The following is an 18,451-nucleotide window of genomic DNA, read 5'->3' as shown; positions in this document are numbered from 1 at the left end:
CACACGTAAACAAATGTATCTTGTGCAACAAAAAGAACCAAAATGTGGTAAAGATTCTCTGGAGATAAAAGTCACTTTAACTGCCAGCAATAATCCCCTAGCTAGAAGCTAAGGGATCATTGGTAAAACTCAAATTTTTCTACTGTTAGAATCTATTTATAAAGTAAATCTTCAGTCCTATTATCACTAAAAACCTTTAATTTACGTAGGTTGGGTAGAGGAACGAAACCCAACATTTTAGGATTTTGTTGGGTTTCACTCCGTACCCCTACGGGGAAGCAAGCTACAACCCAACCTACAGGGTTTTAATGTTTACTTTATAAATTATCTCTTATGCCCAAGTAGCTTAATTACAATTACTGAGGAAGGGCAGAGCGTGTATTTAACGATAGCATTAGACGGGAAACACCGGTGAATAGAATGCTAGCACCAACTAGAGTGCCAAGTAGCCAAGGTGCATCGAAAGGCCACTGGAACCAAATAATCCCGCCAAGTAATAGAGTGATGATACCGTCACCGAGTACCCACGTCCAGTTTTGTTGTGAACGCAACTGGTAAGCCAAAATCAACTCGAACACTCCCTCTGTCAGCAAGAAACTAGCAAGCAATAAGGTTAGTGTCAAAACACCTGTCAGTGGGTAAACAAGCAACATTATAGCCGTTGCAATGTAAAGGATACCCAACACAACTTGCCAGACGAATCCACCAGACTGGCGAGTTTGATATGCATAAAACAACTTAGCAGCTCCGGCAGAACCAAGGATAACAGCAAACCAAGTCTCAGCGAAAATTGTGGAGATTGCAGGGGATGCGATCGCAATAATCCCCAAAACAATCAAGACAGCACTAATTACAATCGACCAGTTAGTATTCTTCTTAGCGTCAGTCAAAACATCATTTGTCATAGAATAATTCCCTACGCTTAATTAAACTCCACTTAATTCAGGCTAGGAAATTTTTCCACGACCATACATCACCCTAAGATAGAGAGACACAGAACTACCGAGACGGATTTTACCGTACAGTTTCAGCTACTGCCTTCTTATCCTGAGCTAGTCTATTAGCACAATTTTTTGAGAAAGTTGCTTTTTAGCACCTACCATGTAACAATATATAAAACAAGTACAGTAAGCCTCTCTATTTAAAGTATATTTTTTTCTAGGAGACTAATAGCAAAATTTCAAGTGCAGAGCGTTAGAAATAATATGTTTAATCCGTAAAATCTTGTTTTTTTATAACTTGAATTTCATTTTTGGGCAACTCTTGTTAAGGGGTTGTCCCTAAAACCTTATAATGTCGCATTTTACAACAAAAAAGTAATTCAATTTACATGAAAGTACTGCATGATAATATTCGATTTTTCCCCACGTTACTGATGCTTGTCACATTCAGTACGACTGGCTGTAGTGGTGCGGAGCAGCAAAAGAAGCAAATAAGTATTGATGGTGGAACGGTAGGTTATCCACTGCATCAAGCCGTTGCGGAAGAATATAAAAAAGTGCAACCGAATGCCCAAATTAGCGTCGCTTTTAGTGGTACTGGCGGTGGGATGAGTAAGTTTTGCTCTGGTCAAATCGACATTGCTGGTGCTTCACGGGCTATTAGAAAAGAAGAAATAGAAAGTTGTAAAAAGAAGGGAATTGACTTTGTAGAGTTACCTGTAGCGCTCGATGGAATTGCTGTCATTACTAACGCAAAGAATAAGTTTGTAACATGCTTGTCAATTGAAGAACTTAGCAAGATTTGGAGTCCAAAATCAAAAAATAAAGTAAAAAACTGGAATCAAGTCAATCCAAACTTTCCTAATCAGCAACTAACGCTTTATGCTCCTTCTTCCGATACGGGAACATTTGATTATTTTACACAAGCTGTTAATAAGAAAGCAAAAGCCAGTCGTACAGACTACACTTCCACTCAAAATCAAAACGTTCTTGTACAAGGAATTTCAGGTGATCAGAGTGCGCTAGGGTATGTAGGGATTTCTTATTATTTAGCAAAGAAAGCTCAACTACAACTAATTGCTGTACAAACCCCAAAAGGAAATTGTGAAGTACCAGATCCTCCATCGAAAGTCGCTACAAATACTTACACACCTTTGTCTCGTCCTCTATTTATATACGTCAGCAAGAAGTCTTTGGACGGCAAGCCGGTAGTCAGGGAGTTTGTTAATTTCTATTTAGACAACTCTAAAAAATGGGTAGAACAATCTGGCTATGTTGAACTAACTGACGAGGCTTATTCCAAGATAAAACAAAAATTTTCTTCAACTGAAACAGGTTCCAAGTTTAAAGATGCGAAACCTGGTCAGCCTATTACAAAATATATTTAAAAAATGACTGTTATAAGGCTATGGAAAACCTAGATCAAACAGACGAGCTTAATCAAGAAAACAGGGTATCGCTTCATAAAAGTGCATCCGATGACATCCAAGAAAAAGCTGTTGAGGTCATTTTATTCTCCTGCGGATTAGTTTCGGTACTCACAACTGCGGGTATTATCGCGATTATCTTTCAAGTGACGTTGGAGTTTTTCCAAAAGGTTCCTATTACTGACTTCTTGTTTGATACCCAGTGGACACCTCTGTTTGCAGACAAACATTTTGGTATTTGGCCTTTGATTAATGGTACATTTCTGACGACGGCGATCGCGATGTTGGTTGCGATTCCTCTCGGGTTATCCTCCGCTATCTATCTAAGCGAGTATGCTCAACCTAAAATAGGAGCCATCTTACGTCCAGCCGTCGAATTGCTAGCAGGAATCCCCACAGTCGTTAACGGCTATTTTGCTCTGTTATTTTTAACGCCGTTGCTAAGAAATTTTTTACCACTAGAAATATTCAACGCCACGAGTGCTGGGATCATGATGGGAGTTATGATTATTCCCACCGTTGGTTCTATCAGCTTAGATGCTATTAGAGCCGTTCCTCGCTCTTTACGGGAAGGCGCTTACGGATTAGGACTAACTAAACTAGAAACTATAATCAAAGTTGTTCTTCCTGCTGCTCTTTCTGGAATCATCGCCTCAATTATTCTAGGCATTTCTAGAGCAGTTGGTGAAACAATGATTGTCCTAATTGCTGCTGGACAACAGCCAAAACTGACTCTGAACCCGATGGAGTCAATACAAACAATGACAGCTTACATGGCTCAAATCTCTGGTGGAGATAGCCCTCGTAATAGTCTCAACTACGACACCTTATACGCTGTAGGATCTGTTTTGTTCTTGATAACTTTGGCTTTAAACATTTTCAGTCATTGGTTTTCTAATCGCTTCAAAGAAAAATACGAGTAATAAACATGGCTACCTCAATTTCAGATAATTCTCAAGAATTTACCCCGAATGTAGAGCCAAGGGAAAGGCTAGGTAAAATATTTGAATATGTTTTTTTGCTTGGGTTACTCATCGGTTTATTTATCCTAGCTCTTCTCATTTTTGAGATTAGCAAAGATGGATTAGCTAGATTTTTAACTCCTGGTTTTTTGACCCAAACACCCTCCCGATTCCCAGATCAAGGAGGTATTCTTCCTGCTATTTTTGGTAGCGTCCTTTTAGGACTTATAGTGATTTTGGTTGCTGTACCAATTGGTGTAGGAGCAGCTTTATATCTGGAGGAATATTCACCTAAAACTTGGTGGACTGATATTATTGAGATTAATATTACCAATCTGGCTGGAGTCCCTTCAATTGTCTATGGATTGCTAGGTTTAAGTGTCTTTAATTATCTTTTAGGCTTTGGTCCTGTTTTAATTTCTGGGGCATTAACTTTGTCCTTGCTATCTTTACCTGTTATTATTGTGACATCTAGAGAAGCTATTCGAGCAGTTCCAGAGTCTCTGAGACATGCTTCCTACGGTTTAGGCGTAACGAAGTGGCAAACCGTTAGTAACCATGTCTTACCATATGCCATTCCAGGGATATTAACTGGGGTAATTATCTCCGTTTCTCGTGCGATTGGAGATGCAGCATGTCTGATTGTGGTTGGAGCCGTAAGTTTTCTAACGTTTAACCCTGGGTTGTTTCAAAGATTTATGGCATTACCAATCCAAATTTACTCCTACATCACCCGTCCCGAAGAGGGTTTTGCTAATGCAGCAGCAGCAACAATCATTGTTTTGCTGCTCGTGATTTTAGCATTGAATGCTATAGCAATCTATATTAGGCAACGTTATTCGGTACTTAATTAAAATAGCAGTTTTTTAGGTAGAAATATTTCAGATTAAGTTTGGCAAATTTCAGGAATCTCAACAGATAAGAAATCATGACATACAACAATGCTAAAGGGCAACTAGATAACACAGTCGAAAGGCAACACGAAAAATCAGTTTTTGATGTTGAAGGAGTTAAGGTTTTCTATAGCGGTTTCTTGGCGCTTCGGGATGTTTATATGAAAATTCCTGAGAAACAAATAATCGCTTTTATTGGTCCTTCTGGTTGTGGCAAAAGTACTCTATTACGTTGCTTTAACCGAATGAATGATTTGATCCCTGGAGCTACGGTTGAGGGAAGGCTCCACTATCGGAACAAAAACATTTATGACTCTCAGGTTAGCTCGGTAAAATTACGGCGTCAAGTGGGAATGGTTTTCCAAAGACCAAATCCTTTTCCCAAGTCAATTTATGAAAACATTGCCTTTGCACCACGGATGAATGGTTATAAGGGCAATATGGACGAATTGGTAGAGCAATCACTTAGACGAGCTGCCATCTGGGATGAAGTGAAGGACAAACTAAAATCTAAGGGAACAGCTTTGTCTGGAGGACAGCAGCAACGGCTTTGTATAGCGCGTGCGATCGCCATGAAACCAGATGTCTTGCTAATGGATGAACCCTGCTCTGCTCTTGATCCAATTTCAACTCGTCAAGTTGAGGAACTGTGCATAGAACTCAAAGAGCAATACACAATTATCATAGTCACCCACAACATGCAGCAAGCTTCTCGCACAGCAGACTGGACTGCTTTCTTCAACACACAAACAGATGAACATGGTAAACGCAGCGGACAACTAGTCGAGTTCACTACTACCGAGCAAATGTTCAGTTCTCCTAGCACTAAAGAAGCTGAGGAATATATCAGTGGACGCTTCGGTTAATTGTACAGTGGATAGGTCCTGTATTTTCGGCTAGTACAAGGGGCGCTGAAACGAAATTGACTTCTGCCTTGTTGTACTAGCTAAATACAGCCTGTAAATCTAAAATAAACCCAGGTAAAACATCTTCTCCTGATAAACTTGTAGGATTATCCACCACCTCTACTGGTTGATTAGCGCGATAGATTTCTACTCTTTTATTTTTTGTATCAATCAACCAACCTAAACGCAGTCCGTTATCGATGTATTCTCGCATTTTTTTGCGTAGGGGTTCTATATTATCGCTTTTAGAACGTAATTCAATGGCAAAATCAGGACAAAGCGGCGGAAAGGTGTCTTGTTCTTCTGGTGTGAGTGCACTCCATCTATCTTGAATCACCCAAGCTGCATCGGGAGAGCGTTCTGCACCGTTAGGAAGTTTAAAAGCTGTTGACGAGTTAAAAGCAACACCAAGTTTTGCTTGGCGGTTCCAAAACCAGAGTTGTCCTTCAATATCTATATTCCGCTTTCCAGTATTTCCTCCTGTAGGGGGCATAATAATTAATTGTCCTGTGGCTGTTAATTCTATCTGTACGTCTCTGTTTGCAGCTGCTAGGAGTGCAAATTGCTCTGATGTGACTTTTAAGTTTTCGGGGATATTGAGACGCGAACTATTCATACAACTATGAAATTCCCAATAGTATCTACATTCATGATAGGATTTCGCGCTAGGATAAGATGAGCAACAGAGGTTTTGTCATGAGTAAGAGGTCTCAACTACTCGAAGCAATTGCAAACCTGCCAGACGAGCTAGTTGATCAGGCATTGACGTATGTACAGATGTTGCAAAATCCGATTCAGAGTACAGTAGGAGTTTGCGGAGGACAGGCGCGGTTTGGGAACACGCGGATTCCAGTATCGACTTTAGTAGCATACCGTCAACAGGGTGCCCCAGACGACGAATTACTGGCAAACTATCCTGGGTTGACTGCGGCTGATCTCAGTTCTGCTTGGGATTATTATGAGCAAAATCGTGAAAAGATCGATCAAGCGATCGGTTCGTGAGAATCTAGCAGTCTTGGAACTAGAACAAGAGATTTCTTTAAGTGCATGAGCTAGCCGTCAGGTTGTAATGGACGTCCTATACCAAGTGGAACCAGAACAAGCCTAGAGCATTGCAGCAGTAATTGGAAATTTCGGTGGCAGAGCAATTTAAGGGGGTACTTAATCAAGTGGCAGACACAGAAAATAACCAGAGGGACAATCAGTCTAGCTCATATTTGAAGCTAATAGAAGCGCTTTTGAATTGTTCGAGTGGTGAAGAGCAAGAGATTTTGAATGCTAACTCAAACCTGATTGATGCTGAGTTGGTGGTGCAAATGGAACAGGTAGCTGCCAGTTTAGCAGAACAAGGCAATTGGGATAATGCTAATTTTTTAAAAAGTTTGGCAGTTCAGTTCGATGAACAACTAGAGTCTATAATAACAATAAGAAAACGAAATTTTTTATTGGATATATTGATAGAAATAAGCGAGAGCAACAATCACAAAACCCGTGAAAAGGAACTAGTATATCCACTACTGGTAGCAAATTTAGACAAATTAGATGAAAGCTTAGCAGATGTGTTGTGTCGGTTATGGACAGACGATCTATCAAAAAGGCAGGAGCAAAGACACGATTTGGCAGCGGGTATTCTAAATTTCAGCAACTTGATTCAGGAATTTCCACTGGGTGACAAAGCTGCAAACTTGGACATTTCTATTGCAGGTTACAAGATAATCGCCAACGTTTTTACCCGCGATGTTTCTGCAAAAGAATGGGCTACAGTGCAGAACAGTCTGGGCGTTGCTTACAGCGATCGCATTCACGGAGATCGACAACAAAACTTGGAAATCGCACTCAGCTACTTCCGCGCAGCATTGCAAGTCCGTAATCGTAAGTCGTTTCCAGCTGATTGGGTGATGACTCAAAACAATATGGGCGCAGCTTTTTACCAACGGTTAAAGGACAGTAGGGCAAACAACATAGAGCGAGCAATCGTCTGTTTGGAAGCAGCATTACAAGTCTGTGTAGAAGAAGGTCTTTCTGAACAATGGGCGATGGTTCAGGACAATTTGGGGACTGTCTACGGAGAACGAATCAAGGGAGATCGGGCAGAAAATTTAGAAAAGGCGCTCGCTGCTCATAAAGCTGCTTTGCAAGTTTATACTCCAGAGGAATTCCGCGACAACTGGGCTAGAACCCAATATCACTTAGGTGTTGCTTACACTGAGCAGATTCGCGGCGAACCTGAACAGAACCTAGATATGGCAATTGCAGCATACGAAACTGCATCGCAAGTCTTTACCCTAGTTAGAGAGCCAAAACCTCGCTTTTTCAACAGCAGATGTTACACCAAAACGTACTCATCTAAATCAATTACAGCAGGAGCTAGAGCAGCTCATAACCCAAGAGATTAAGCCTATTGACCCTACATTCAAACCGATCCAACAGGTGGAAGGCATCAGCTTTGAGGATATTCGGTTGATGCTGGATGAACGCACGGCTATCATTGAATGGTACATTACCGCAGAAAAATTCCAAACCTTTATCATCACTCATCAATCCCATAAGCCAATTGTGTGTTCATCTTCCCCTGATGACCTAAAGAATCTGGTAGCTAAATTTGATGAGTATATAGCTCATTATCGGCAAGAAGGGGGGTGGACTACTCAATTGCCTATTTACCTGCAAGATTTCGCCAAAATTTTGAATTTAGACCACATAATCTCCTTGATACCGAAAACCCATGATCAGGTAATTCTGATTCCCTATCGTGCCCTGCATTTAATTCCCATCCACGCCTTGCCCCTCACTGATAACCAGTGCCTCCTCGAAAGATTCCCAGGTGGTATTAAATATGCTCCTAGTTGTCAACTACTACAACAAGCACGAGCAAGACATAGACCTAACTTCGATAGCCTCTTTGCTATCCAAAACCCCACAGAAGACCTTGCTTACACTAACTTAGAAGTCCTAGCAATCCAGACGCATTTCCGCTTTAAGCAAATTCTGGTGAAAAAAGATGCTAACAAAGCTAATCTTGATCGCAATCAACTAGTCCAAAACTCACTTGGCACCGCTCATTGCGCTCACTTCTCCTGTCACGGTTACTTTAACTTTAACCAACCTCTGTTATCTGCCCTACTACTAGCAGATTGTAACATTCCTACACCGGACATACCAGACCCAACTTACCATCTGATCTTAAAAAACGGCGGAGCGATCGACCTAAAAAAATGCTTGACTTTGGCAGATATATTCTCCCTCGATCTTAGGCAATGCCGTTTGGTGAGTATATCTGCCTGTGAAACTGGGTTAACTGACTTCAATTCATTGGGTGACGAGTATATTGGTTTACCCAGTGGTTTTCTAGTCGCAGGTACTCCTAGTACTGTTAGTTCCCTTTGGACGGTGAACGATCTATCAACCGCCCTTTTAATGGGGAAGTTCTACGAAAATTTACAAGAGCGGGTCTCAGTAGCTGTTGCCCTTAACCAAGCTCAACTTTGGCTCCGAGATGTTTCTAGGGGGGAACTTTGGCAATGGATTCAAGAAAAGCAATTACCGCTAGACCCTACACAGAAAAACTACTTTAGAAGAGTTCCTGACAGCAAACCTTTTCAAAACCCCTTCTATTGGGCAGCGTTTTGTGCAATCGGTCAATGATAACGAAATATCTATAATAATACGAAGTTGCCAAAGATAGTATTATTTGATGGAAGATTAAAAAGTGCCGTTAACTATGCCGCGCCCACGAATAAAAATTGTGCCGCACTTGGAGTATGCAGAATTGACGCGTCGCTACTGTCGTTGTCGAAACGGAGCAAAACGCACCCGATGGCTAGTGATTTGCTTGCTTAGCCGACCAGGAAATCCGGTGAAAGTGGAACAAGTGGCGGAAATTACCGACTTGAGTGCTGCTTGGGTAAGGAGGATTGTTCGTCGTTACAATGAAAAAAGTCCTCTGGGGCTGGTTGACGGTCATGAGGGAGTATTAAAGGTTTTGCTAGCTAACCCACACCTGATTGATGTCGGCTTGCTAGAAATAATGGTAGAAGCAGCAGAAGTATATGTAAACAGGATGATAAGAACACCGCAGCTTGTTTGTACGGTCAATGATGATGGATGAACAACGCCAAGAAGCCTATCTTAATTTCATTAACGAACTGTTGATCTGTCCCAACGGCAAGGAAATAGAGATTTTACAAGCTAACCCAGAGTTGATTGATGAAGACTTGGTAGAGATAATAAAACAGGTGGTAAAGGTTCTGCATCACAGAGGTGACAACAATAATGCTGATTTCCTAGATTACTTGGCTCATCAGATATCTCAAGCATTGTTAGTGTCCGAAAATCCTGTGGAGGAGTCAACTAACCAACAGGACGTACTACAAACAGCTAACCTTGGAGAGTATTTTAGCTTTTTAGAAGAAATATTAAACTTAACAGCAAATAGTCAGAATAATCCAGAAATTGTCTACTCCCTTTTGAATGCGAATTTAAACTTGTTGAATGATAATTTAGTTGAGTTATTGTATAATTGGGGAATGGGTTTGTCGGAGATGTCTATAGATCAAGCCCAGCTCATCGCCGCAGATATCGTGAACTTCAGTATCCTGATTTCTGATTTCTCTCTGGGGAACCCAGCTATTAATGTGGAAATTGCGATTACAGGCTATAATGTTGCTGCCAATGTTTTTACACGCGATGCTTTTCCTCAACAATGGGCAACAATCCAAGATAATCTGGGCATTGGCTATGACAAACGCATCAGAGGGCAACGTGCAGAGAATATAGAACTAGCAATTGGGTACTACTTATCAGCTCTGGAAATACGCACTCGCGAAGCATTTCCTGAAAAATGGGCAGAAACAAAATCTAATCTGGGCATTGCTTACTTTTACCGTCTTTGTGAAGATAGGGCTGAGAATTTAGAACTAGCAATTCGCCATTTACTAGCTGCACAGGAGATACTTAACTGCAAAACAGCCTCCAAAACTTGGTCAGCAATTCAGCATAATCTAGGCACTGCTTACCTTTACCGTCTTCGCGCAGAGAGATCTGAAAATTTGGAAGAGGCAATTAAATATTATGAAGGTGCTTTGAAAGTACGTACTCGTGAAACTGTACCCGATCAATGGGCAGAAACCCAAAATAATTTAGGTGTCACCTACCTTCAACGCATTCGAGGAAAAAGAGAAGAAAATCTAGAAGCCGCAATCTGTTGCTACAATTCTGCCTTGGCAGTATACACCCGTGAAACTCTGCCACTGGATTGGGCTATGACTAAACATAACTTGGGAGAAGTGTACCTTTACCGAGTACGAGGGAACAGGGCAGAAAATGTGGAAATATCAATCGATCATCACTTAGACGCTTTGAAGGTACGTACTCGCGAAGCTCTCCCCGAAGAGTGGGCAGAAACCCAAAACAATCTTGGTACTGCTTATGACGCTCGTCTTAGGGGAGAAAGAGCAGACAATTTGGAATTAGCAATTAGTTGTTATGAAGCAGCCTTAGAAGTACGCACCCGTGAAACTTTCTCTGAAAGATGGGCAGGAACGCAAAACAATCTTGGTAACGCCTACCGCAACCGTATTTTTGGCAAAAAAGCAGAAAATTTACAAAAGGCGATCTCTTGTCTATCAGCAGCTTTAGAGGTACGCACCCGTGAAGCTTTTTCCCAGTACTATGTTGAAACCCAATGGAACTTGGGTCTAGCCTACAAAGATGATCGGCAGTTCCACAATGCCTACACCGCTTTTGCTGCCGCTATTGATACCCTAGAAAATTATCTGCGTGCAGAGATAGTTTCTGGTTCTGGAATAGAAGCAGATAAACAAAAACTAGCTGAAGAATGGAACAAACTTTATCAAGGTGCAGTCGAAGTTTGCCTAGAATTGGACTATTGCGACCAAGCTATAGAATACGTCGAACGCAGCAAAAACCGTAACCTGGTAGAACTTATCCTCACGAAAGATCGCCACACAATTTTCCCCGCAGACGCTGTCACTCAACTAGATCGACTTCGAGATGAAATCGCCAGCAGTCAGTACCAACTTCAAAATGCCACAGCAGAAGAGCCAACTGCACTAGCCCAACATCTCCAACAACTTCGACAGCAGCGCAACGAATTGCAAAATCGATACCTGTCCATTGGTTCTGGTTTTGTGTTTGAGCCATTCCGGTCAACTTTGAGCGATCGCACTGCAATTGTTGAGTTTTATATTACAAGCGATAAGCTACTTGTCTTTATTATTACCAAACCAACGCAACAACCGATTGTTTTACCAGACGATTCGATAAACCCGAAAAAATTAGAGAATTGGGCAAATAGCTATTTGAAAGCCTACAGTAATCAAAAATCCCATTGGCAGTGCCGCCTAACTACCCGTCTGCATCTGCTGGCAAAAATTCTGCACATTGATGAAATTATTAAGCACATTCCCACAGAGTGCGACCAGTTAATTATAATTCCCCATCGGTACTTGCATTTGCTGCCACTTCATGCATTGCCTTTGGCGGGAGACTCCAGTCTTTTTGAGAGATTTTCTTCAGGAGTCAGCTACGCCCCCAGCTGTCAAATATTACAACTCGCCCAAACTCGACAACGCCCGGAATTTACTCACCTATTTGCAGTCAAAAACCCCACAGGCGACCTCACATATACTGATATTGAAGTTGAAACCATACAAAGCTATTTCAATACCAGTAATATCCTTAAACAGCAAATAGCAACACTAAAAGCAATTGATAATACTTCTCTCGCTAGCGTCCACTGCGTCCACTTTAGCTGTCACGGCTACTTTAACACTACCCAACCGAGCAAATCTGCCCTCATCCTAGCCAATGGCTACCTGGATTCTGCACCCACACAACCTGATGCAGAAAATTATCTCAGTTTGGAAAAAGGCAGCGTACTTGACCTCAACAAGTGTCTTACTTTAGATAGCATTTTCACTCTAAATCTAGAAAAATGTCGTCTCGTCACTCTATCTGCTTGCGAAACCGGATTGATTGATTTTCGCAATACGAGCGACGAGTATATTGGCTTACCCAGTGGTTTCCTATATGCAGGTGCTTTTAGCGTCGTCAGTTCCCTCTGGACAGTGGATGACTTATCCACAGCATTTTTAATGCTAAAGTTTTATCAAAACCTACACGATGGTTTGCCTGTGGCTTTGGCGCTCAATCAAGCTCAACTCTGGTTAAAAAATTTGACCAAGGGGGATTTGGAAAAATGGATTCAAGAAAACCAGTTACCATTAAAACCAGCAGTTAGGGTGAGTTTGCGTCGTCGTCTTTATCCGTTGGAGCCGGATACTAAACTTTTTAAATTACCTTTCTACTGGGCAGCGTTTTGTGCTGTTGGTTAGTCTTAATAGAGAAAAAGTATGCTGGCACAACAGCTAAGACATAAACAAAGAATCAAAATAATTTGACCAAGAGTAATTTGAAAAAATGGGTTGAAAAATATAAGTTACAATTAGACCCGTCCGGGAATTAAATTCTTAAAAAGAGAGAACGTAAAATTTTATCTTTATAAACCATAATACTTACAATATATAGTTTTTACGGAAAAAATAGCATAATAAATCATGTTGGCAATCAAAATTTGAAACCCCTATTTTTTGTCTCTAAACTATCATCAACTATATCAAATCCTTATTACTAGGTTGATTGAAGACGTATAGGCAACGTTTAAAACCCTTGTACAGACGGGGTTAGAATTTTCCGGAAAAGTCTATTGAAACCAGTTGTTAGGATGAGTTTGAGTACTCTTCTTTATAACCGACATTCCGCATTCACAATGTAATACAGAGTACGATACAATAACTCTCTGATACGAGTAAATAAAAATTTTGCGTGATCGGTCAGTGAAGACCTATTTATCTTTGTCTGTTTTAGGGGGTGAGTGCTTTTCGGTTATGTTTTGGCGCACCTCATTTCCAATAATGCTTTTTGTTTCCTGACCTGTGAGGGAAGGTTTAGTACCGTTTGGTCCTCGCACACTGTTTAAGTCCTCAACAGGTACCTCAAGAATCGAACCTAGAATTTGGGGGTGATTTTCGCACCAGAGGGCAATTTCATTTGAAATTTTTTCTACATCATCTGGAAGTTTCTCTAGTAACTCTAGTAACTCAGTACCTGTTTCTACTGTGAAAAGCTCGGGTTGGTTTTTTATTACATAAACAAAAGTGAGAATATTTTCTTCATAAGGTGATAGCGCCATTTTTTACTCCTAATAACCAGTAGCAGAAAGAAATATTTAGTAGATAAGTTCCCAATTTTGCGGAAAATATCCGAAAATTCGCGAAAAAAATTGTGGAAATTCGTCCTGACCCTTGATGGATAAACTAGGGCGTCGGTCAAGTAATAGTGATTGACAAAAAAGAGAGAATGTGAAGTGGGAAAAATCAAGAAGAATAAGTCTTCTCGTGGTTTGCAGAAATCTACAAACCGAGAATAACTTTCACATTGATCGCATTTTAACAAGTATTTAAAGCACTGGTTATACAGTTCGACCGGCAATTTCACAAATTAACCTCCCAACATTTCTCCGTACTTTGCCAGCAATCGCTGTGCTACCTCCAATGCATCCTGATAATCTCGCACTTCGGTTTGAAGTTCTTCTTCTGTCTCCAATTCTAAAATATCTTGTAAATCTCCAGGTAATTCATCATTACTAAAAGCCTCTTTTGTTGTTTGAGGTTTTAACTTTTGATTAACTTCAACTTCCGCCGCACCTAAAATTTCTTTAATCTCTGACCATAAAAATTCACGTCGCTTCCGAGCTAAATCTCTCGCTTGTCTCAGTGTAAAACGCCATTCACGTATTAATTCTCTACGCTCTCGGTCATCAGATGGTTCAGAATCAAAGATATTTTCTTTGACAGTTTCTAATAGTTGCCACCACGGTTCATCGCGGAATTCTTCTTGTCGTAGCCTCGGAATACCCAAAACTTGAATAACAGCATATGAAAGACGAGAAAACGAACTTTCTATGCTGTTATTTTTTAAACGTCCGTGAGTGTCAATTTTCATGAATTGCGGTTGAACCCAATCTTCGCTACTATGGGAGCCAATGGTAACGTAATAACCCGTTTTTAAATTGGCGACATTTAAATCTATCACTAAGTTAAAAACGTCTTTTTGTTTGCCTTCCTCCGCCAAAAAACTCAACAGTTTGCCAACAATACTAGTAACTTTAACTGCTACAGCCCAATCTGGTCGTAATGACAGCTTGGCGACTAAATCAGCTTTTTCCATTTGAGTGACTAATTTTTCTATCGGTTTACCCTGCAACACGGTATATTTGATATTTATCCGTAATGAATCACTAGCACGACCAGGTAACCAGTCAGTTAAATTAGTCGCAACACCCAAATGACAAGGAGTGTTTTTTTCAATAGTAGAGATTTTATGTAAACTTTGGGTAGCAGAATTAGGTTGAAAGGTACTTTCAACAGAGGAAGTTAATGTGACTAAATCAGCCTGACTCCACCAATTTGCTTGAAAAAATACTTGGGTATCGTGCAATCTGACACGAAAGTAGCTGTTATCTATTTCCAAATTAAATTCAGGAGCCGGTTGGTCTTTTGGATAATAAAGAGGGCTAACACCTGTTGTCATATTTCATTCCCATCTACTTTTTGCGCTGCAATTATTTCGTTGAATAAATTTGAACTATTTTTCTTTAAATCAGATAATATACCATCGATTAAGGTTGCTTCCCGCAATTTTTCATCATTATTTTCGCCGTTGTGCAGTGCTACTACGTGGCAATTAGTTACATTTAGCACGGGTGCCCCTGACGTTCCAGGCTCGGTAGGAGCATCGTGGAGAATTTTGCTAGCCAAGCCAGATTTAATAAAAACTCCACCAGAGCGTTGCTGGGGAAGTCCCTTGGGATGTTGAACTACATATAGCTGGGTTTGAAGTGTGAGTGGTACTTCTGCATCTAATTTCAGAAATCCCCATTTTTTCAGTGGGTCATGTTCGCGATCGCGCAAACGCAGCACCGCATAGTCTAAATTAACATCCTCATGTTCAAGCGCAACCACGTCATATTCAATACCTTTACCAGGTTCTGTATCGTTGAAAGTAAACAAAGTATTCTGAATTTGCTTGGTCAGGTCAGATGCACGAATTGGTGTATCATTATCACTTCTAGCTTCGATAACGTGCCAACAGGTTAATGCTAGTTGGGGAGTTACTAGCCATCCTGTACCTGTAGGAATTTGTCTTTGCTGCCCATTATCAAATTTAAGCACACTGACACGAGCGACTGCACGAGCGCAACTTAGCAATTTTTCATCTGCTGCAATAAAACGCATCGGTTGACTTTTTGGGTTAGCTTCTGCCGTCGTCCCAGTTTTAGGTAAGCTATCAGCAGTATCATTAATATTTGGTAAAACTACAAGTTTTGGCTTGCTGCTAGAATTGATAGAAAGTACAGGTTCAAGTTCCTGTAATCTCTCAGATAAACTTTGGTATATTTGTTTGACAGGCTCTACTTGGTCTTTCAACAAACGTAATAACATTAATAAAACATTTTCTTTTGTATCACTGCGATATTGATCTACCAGATAGCTGATTACCCTTTCCGCTCGCTCATTCTTGTTACCAGCCTCTGGCAAATCATCACACCAGGGTTTTAGCTCTTCGTTTGCATCAAAAAAACCAATTAGTCGGTCATGACTCTTAAACTGGTCGCAGCCCGACAAAGTTTGTTTTAATTTGGGATAGATTTCACGAGGAATCCCAGGCATATTATTTTTAATAGCGTTGTTACAATTATATTGTGCAGGGTTTGGCGAATCAGCAACTAGCTGCTGATCCTTGTTGTAAAGTATACTATTCTCAGGCTGTATTTCAACTGCTAAATCACTAATTCTTTCCTCGATGATAGCTTTGATATCTCGCAAGCGATCGGGTCCTGGAGTCAGAAATTCTAAGTCTGTTTGAATTTGTAGCTGTATACTGCTGATATAACTTAAAAACTCCTGCCCAAAGATTAAATCATTATTTGGTAATTTATTTAAATTTCCCAGTTTAGCGCTGTAATTTTTCTCATTGATACCAATGGCCTTTTGATGTTCTGACAAATAGTGTAAATAGTCAGCGTACTCTATATCTATTTGCCCTAGATCATCTCGCAACTGCCTAAGTTGTATTTGCTGATTTGGTGATTGAGAAATGTTGCGAACTTTTTGGCGATAATTTTCTACTTTATTGTAAAGTTTTTTTGCTTGATTTACACACCAGCGAGATTGATGATAAACATAGAAAATTTTATGGCGAAACCACAGTAGATACATCAATAATTCAGAAACTTTATCTAAATGTTGTGGTTCTATAGTTTGACATTGAAACCAAACTAAGATATGTAGTTGCCGTACTGCATCTATGTGCCTATTTTCGTATTCAAAAATTGGGTTGCCCAGCAATTTACCCTCAGATACTAACTCTATAGAATTATTTTTTTGGAGTATTTGTTCAATGCAAGCATCCGCTAAATGTTGATAATTACCTTGCACTTCTAATGGCTGAACAAATAGCAGTAGTGTCTGACCTAGATTGGCTTGAATTTGTGATTGTGACAGTAAATTCTGAGGATTGAGATAACTTAACTGATGTAAATTAAAAGTATCTTGAGAAAGTATGGTTAAATCGATGGCATAAGTATCATGTAAACGAAAAGGACAAAGTGCACCTTGGATATCTAGTTGCTCGTTGTTCGATAACTTAAAATCTAAACTTGATTCTTGATTATGTAACAAATTTAAATATTCAATCCCAAAATCATCTTCTACTTCCGGAGAATACAGGTTGTCCTCATAACAAATTAAATGCTGGGGTAAACTTTTTAATTCTGGGATATCCAGTTGATCTCCCAAATCCTCTAACTGTTCCCAAAGCCTAGGTGCTTCTGATACACTCGCCTCGTTCTCCTGGTTGATACTATTTCGCAGATGAAAAGCATAAAGAGTAAGGCTGGGGCTGTCTAGTCCCAAAATCTGAGGGATTTTGTCCATGATTTGGGTTTTTTTAGATAATCTTAGGTATATATTATCGATATTTCTTTATCATTGACCAATAGCGCAAAAAGCAGCCCAATGCCTAGGGCTTTCAATTTTAGAAAAAATTCGTTTGGGTAAAAAACTACAAACTTTTAGCTTGAGACAAGGAATAGAATTGCCTCAAGATGAGGAATTTGATATTTGGTTGGAACAATTATATGGTGATGCTGCGATCTCACAAGAATTTGTAGCGACTTGTCGAACGCTAGGCTTGCAGCCATCAGAGAAAGGGAAGCTACGGGAATGGTTGCAGGATTTGGTAGTGCGATCGCGTGGCGTCTTCATAGGAGAATCTTCTTTGGTAGTTACTCAAGGAGCAGCGAAATTTAATACTTTCTTGTCCATCGCGTTGAGTGGTAAATGTTCTAGGATTTTTGATTTTGCTGTCGTCGTATGGAATCTGAGTGTTGGCTGGAAGGATAATATCCATTTTGCCGTTGGCTAATTCGATTCCCAATGATCAAGGTGTAACATTCCACAGTTTAACTTCATCTTTGAGATACCCACATAACCGTAAATATTTATTCTTGTGAGATTCTATCAGACCAATAATTTGGTTTACGTTGGAGATGCATAACAGCAATTATGAAGATTTTTTCCTCTATATTCGAGTAAACTATCCCGTAGGGAAAGCTTGCTATTCGGCAGCGTCTAATATTATTCGATAATTGTGACCATGCTTCAGGGTACTGTTCAATACGGTTGATAGTAAGCTCAACTTCTGTAATGAATCCATTGCCTAGTTCAAGGCTTATGCTGTCATAAAAAGCAGTAGCATCCTCTAGTTCTCGTTCGGCATCTGGATGAAACTCATATGCCATCACTTCCTCCTAGTACGGAGCTTTTTAAACACCTGGTCTCCAGGAATAGTTACGACTTTCCCTTCTTCAATATCTCGAAGTCTTGCTTCTGCTTCAGAAGCCCATATAGAATCAACTTCAGCTTGGGTTTCCGCATCAAGGCTTTTGAATAAGTGTTCAGCTAGCATAGCTCTTAACCCAGGAGGTAACGATAATGCCGCATCAAATATATCATCATAGGTACTATACATAACTTTCCCAGGATTTTTGAATAAGCTTTCTCATATTTTAATATAAAAAACTCCACCCTCAAGGGGATGGAGCTTTTGGGCATGGGGCTAGTAAACAGTTATCAGTTGTCAAGGCTTATGGTGCATTGTTTCGCGTTTCGATCAACTCATTACTCTTGACTGATAACTGATCACCGATAACTGATAACTGATAACTGTTTCTGACTTTTC

At 40.2% G+C, this 18,451-nt stretch carries 17 protein-coding genes; 10 read left to right on the top strand and 7 right to left on the bottom strand.

Features of this window, described 5'->3' with window-relative positions; all coding sequences use genetic code 11:
• Window positions 1-356 precede the first annotated feature (356 nt).
• Window positions 357-905 carry an HdeD family acid-resistance protein gene (locus tag G4P69_RS00610; protein WP_208341497.1) on the bottom strand — a complete coding sequence of 183 codons (549 nt, stop codon included), beginning with the start codon at window positions 903-905 and terminating at the stop codon, window positions 357-359.
• Window positions 906-1,330: 425 nt separating this feature from the next.
• Here G4P69_RS00610 and G4P69_RS00605 point away from each other — a divergent pair, with 425 nt between their 5' ends.
• The 4 genes from G4P69_RS00605 (at window position 1,331) to pstB (ending at window position 5,089) form a co-directional block, all read left to right on the top strand.
• On the top strand, window positions 1,331-2,329 hold the full coding sequence (locus tag G4P69_RS00605; protein ID WP_208341498.1) for a PstS family phosphate ABC transporter substrate-binding protein: 999 nt from the start codon (window positions 1,331-1,333) through the stop codon (window positions 2,327-2,329).
• Window positions 2,330-2,349: 20 nt separating this feature from the next.
• Complete coding sequence (gene pstC, locus G4P69_RS00600; protein ID WP_208341499.1) at window positions 2,350-3,291, top strand: phosphate ABC transporter permease subunit PstC; 942 nt, start codon at window positions 2,350-2,352, stop codon at window positions 3,289-3,291.
• A gap of 5 nt (window positions 3,292-3,296) precedes the next feature.
• Window positions 3,297-4,184, top strand: a complete 888-nt coding sequence (gene pstA / locus G4P69_RS00595) for a phosphate ABC transporter permease PstA (protein WP_208341500.1) — start codon at window positions 3,297-3,299, stop codon at window positions 4,182-4,184.
• A 74-nt stretch (window positions 4,185-4,258) separates the two neighbouring features.
• Window positions 4,259-5,089, top strand: a complete 831-nt coding sequence (pstB, locus tag G4P69_RS00590) for a phosphate ABC transporter ATP-binding protein PstB (protein ID WP_208341501.1) — start codon at window positions 4,259-4,261, stop codon at window positions 5,087-5,089.
• A gap of 76 nt (window positions 5,090-5,165) precedes the next feature.
• Here pstB and G4P69_RS00585 read toward each other — a convergent pair whose 3' ends face one another.
• Window positions 5,166-5,744, bottom strand: a complete 579-nt coding sequence (locus G4P69_RS00585; protein WP_208341502.1) for a Uma2 family endonuclease — start codon at window positions 5,742-5,744, stop codon at window positions 5,166-5,168.
• An 80-nt stretch (window positions 5,745-5,824) separates the two neighbouring features.
• Between G4P69_RS00585 and G4P69_RS00580 the strand changes: the two genes are divergently transcribed.
• From G4P69_RS00580 to G4P69_RS00560, 5 genes are all read left to right on the top strand, one after another.
• A complete protein-coding gene (locus G4P69_RS00580) occupies window positions 5,825-6,130 on the top strand; it encodes a DUF433 domain-containing protein (RefSeq protein WP_208341503.1) in 306 nt (101 codons plus the stop codon).
• Window positions 6,131-6,297: 167 nt separating this feature from the next.
• Entirely contained in the window at window positions 6,298-7,524 is a 1,227-nt protein-coding gene (locus G4P69_RS40170) for a tetratricopeptide repeat protein (RefSeq protein ID WP_208347969.1), read from the top strand.
• Between the two features lie 34 nt (window positions 7,525-7,558).
• Window positions 7,559-8,773 (top strand): CHAT domain-containing protein, encoded by a 1,215-nt coding sequence (locus tag G4P69_RS00570; RefSeq protein ID WP_208341505.1) that lies wholly within the window; start codon window positions 7,559-7,561, stop codon window positions 8,771-8,773.
• 76 nt (window positions 8,774-8,849) lie between these two features.
• A complete protein-coding gene (locus G4P69_RS00565) occupies window positions 8,850-9,236 on the top strand; it encodes a COG3415 family protein (protein WP_208341506.1) in 387 nt (128 codons plus the stop codon).
• Entirely contained in the window at window positions 9,208-12,483 is a 3,276-nt protein-coding gene (locus G4P69_RS00560) for a CHAT domain-containing protein (RefSeq protein WP_243902366.1), read from the top strand. The genes G4P69_RS00565 and G4P69_RS00560 overlap by 29 nt, the downstream gene beginning before the upstream one ends.
• Window positions 12,484-12,992: 509 nt before the next feature.
• On the opposite strand, the gene G4P69_RS00555 is transcribed toward G4P69_RS00560, so the two are convergent.
• The 3 genes from G4P69_RS00555 to G4P69_RS00545 all read right to left on the bottom strand — a co-directional run bounded on the left by G4P69_RS00555 (window position 12,993) and on the right by G4P69_RS00545 (window position 17,145).
• Window positions 12,993-13,340: a hypothetical protein gene (locus G4P69_RS00555; protein WP_208341507.1), complete on the bottom strand. Its 348-nt coding sequence runs from the start codon at window positions 13,338-13,340 to the stop codon at window positions 12,993-12,995.
• Window positions 13,341-13,648: 308 nt separating this feature from the next.
• On the bottom strand, window positions 13,649-14,740 hold the full coding sequence (locus G4P69_RS00550) for a hypothetical protein (protein ID WP_208341508.1): 1,092 nt from the start codon (window positions 14,738-14,740) through the stop codon (window positions 13,649-13,651).
• The gene (locus G4P69_RS00545; protein WP_208341509.1) at window positions 14,737-17,145 is read right to left on the bottom strand and encodes a trypsin-like serine peptidase; all 2,409 of its coding nucleotides are present in this window, start codon (window positions 17,143-17,145) and stop codon (window positions 14,737-14,739) included. The genes G4P69_RS00550 and G4P69_RS00545 overlap by 4 nt, the downstream gene beginning before the upstream one ends.
• A gap of 115 nt (window positions 17,146-17,260) precedes the next feature.
• Here G4P69_RS00545 and G4P69_RS00540 point away from each other — a divergent pair, with 115 nt between their 5' ends.
• Window positions 17,261-17,635 (top strand): hypothetical protein, encoded by a 375-nt coding sequence (locus G4P69_RS00540; RefSeq protein WP_208341510.1) that lies wholly within the window; start codon window positions 17,261-17,263, stop codon window positions 17,633-17,635.
• A 76-nt stretch (window positions 17,636-17,711) separates the two neighbouring features.
• Here the strand turns inward: G4P69_RS00540 and G4P69_RS00535 are convergent, their stop codons facing one another.
• Complete coding sequence (locus G4P69_RS00535) at window positions 17,712-18,011, bottom strand: type II toxin-antitoxin system RelE/ParE family toxin (RefSeq protein ID WP_208341511.1); 300 nt, start codon at window positions 18,009-18,011, stop codon at window positions 17,712-17,714.
• Window positions 18,011-18,241, bottom strand: coding sequence for an addiction module protein (locus G4P69_RS00530; protein ID WP_208341512.1), 231 nt, complete (start codon window positions 18,239-18,241; stop codon window positions 18,011-18,013). Before G4P69_RS00530 ends, G4P69_RS00535 begins: the two co-directional genes overlap by 1 nt.
• Window positions 18,242-18,451 lie beyond the last annotated feature (210 nt).

The organism is Aetokthonos hydrillicola CCALA 1050 (assembly GCF_017591665.1).
Lineage (GTDB): Bacteria > Cyanobacteriota > Cyanobacteriia > Cyanobacteriales > Nostocaceae > Aetokthonos > Aetokthonos hydrillicola.
This window is presented reverse-complemented; position numbering and strand designations above follow the sequence as displayed.

Excerpts from the sequence above, each read along its gene's own strand:
- G4P69_RS00585 (WP_208341502.1), bottom strand. The coding sequence starts at position 5,744 with ATGAATAGTTCGCGTCTCAATATCCCCGAAAACTTAAAAGTCACATCA.
- G4P69_RS00610 (WP_208341497.1), bottom strand. The coding sequence starts at position 905 with ATGACAAATGATGTTTTGACTGACGCTAAGAAGAATACTAACTGGTCG.
- pstC (WP_208341499.1), top strand. The coding sequence starts at position 2,350 with ATGGAAAACCTAGATCAAACAGACGAGCTTAATCAAGAAAACAGGGTA.
- pstA (WP_208341500.1), top strand. The coding sequence starts at position 3,297 with ATGGCTACCTCAATTTCAGATAATTCTCAAGAATTTACCCCGAATGTA.
- G4P69_RS00545 (WP_208341509.1), bottom strand. The coding sequence starts at position 17,145 with ATGGACAAAATCCCTCAGATTTTGGGACTAGACAGCCCCAGCCTTACT.
- G4P69_RS00530 (WP_208341512.1), bottom strand. The coding sequence starts at position 18,241 with ATGTATAGTACCTATGATGATATATTTGATGCGGCATTATCGTTACCT.
- G4P69_RS00535 (WP_208341511.1), bottom strand. The coding sequence starts at position 18,011 with ATGGCATATGAGTTTCATCCAGATGCCGAACGAGAACTAGAGGATGCT.
- G4P69_RS00565 (WP_208341506.1), top strand. The coding sequence starts at position 8,850 with ATGCCGCGCCCACGAATAAAAATTGTGCCGCACTTGGAGTATGCAGAA.
- pstB (WP_208341501.1), top strand. The coding sequence starts at position 4,259 with ATGACATACAACAATGCTAAAGGGCAACTAGATAACACAGTCGAAAGG.
- G4P69_RS00555 (WP_208341507.1), bottom strand. The coding sequence starts at position 13,340 with ATGGCGCTATCACCTTATGAAGAAAATATTCTCACTTTTGTTTATGTA.
- G4P69_RS00550 (WP_208341508.1), bottom strand. The coding sequence starts at position 14,740 with ATGACAACAGGTGTTAGCCCTCTTTATTATCCAAAAGACCAACCGGCT.
- G4P69_RS00580 (WP_208341503.1), top strand. The coding sequence starts at position 5,825 with ATGAGTAAGAGGTCTCAACTACTCGAAGCAATTGCAAACCTGCCAGAC.
- G4P69_RS00605 (WP_208341498.1), top strand. The coding sequence starts at position 1,331 with ATGAAAGTACTGCATGATAATATTCGATTTTTCCCCACGTTACTGATG.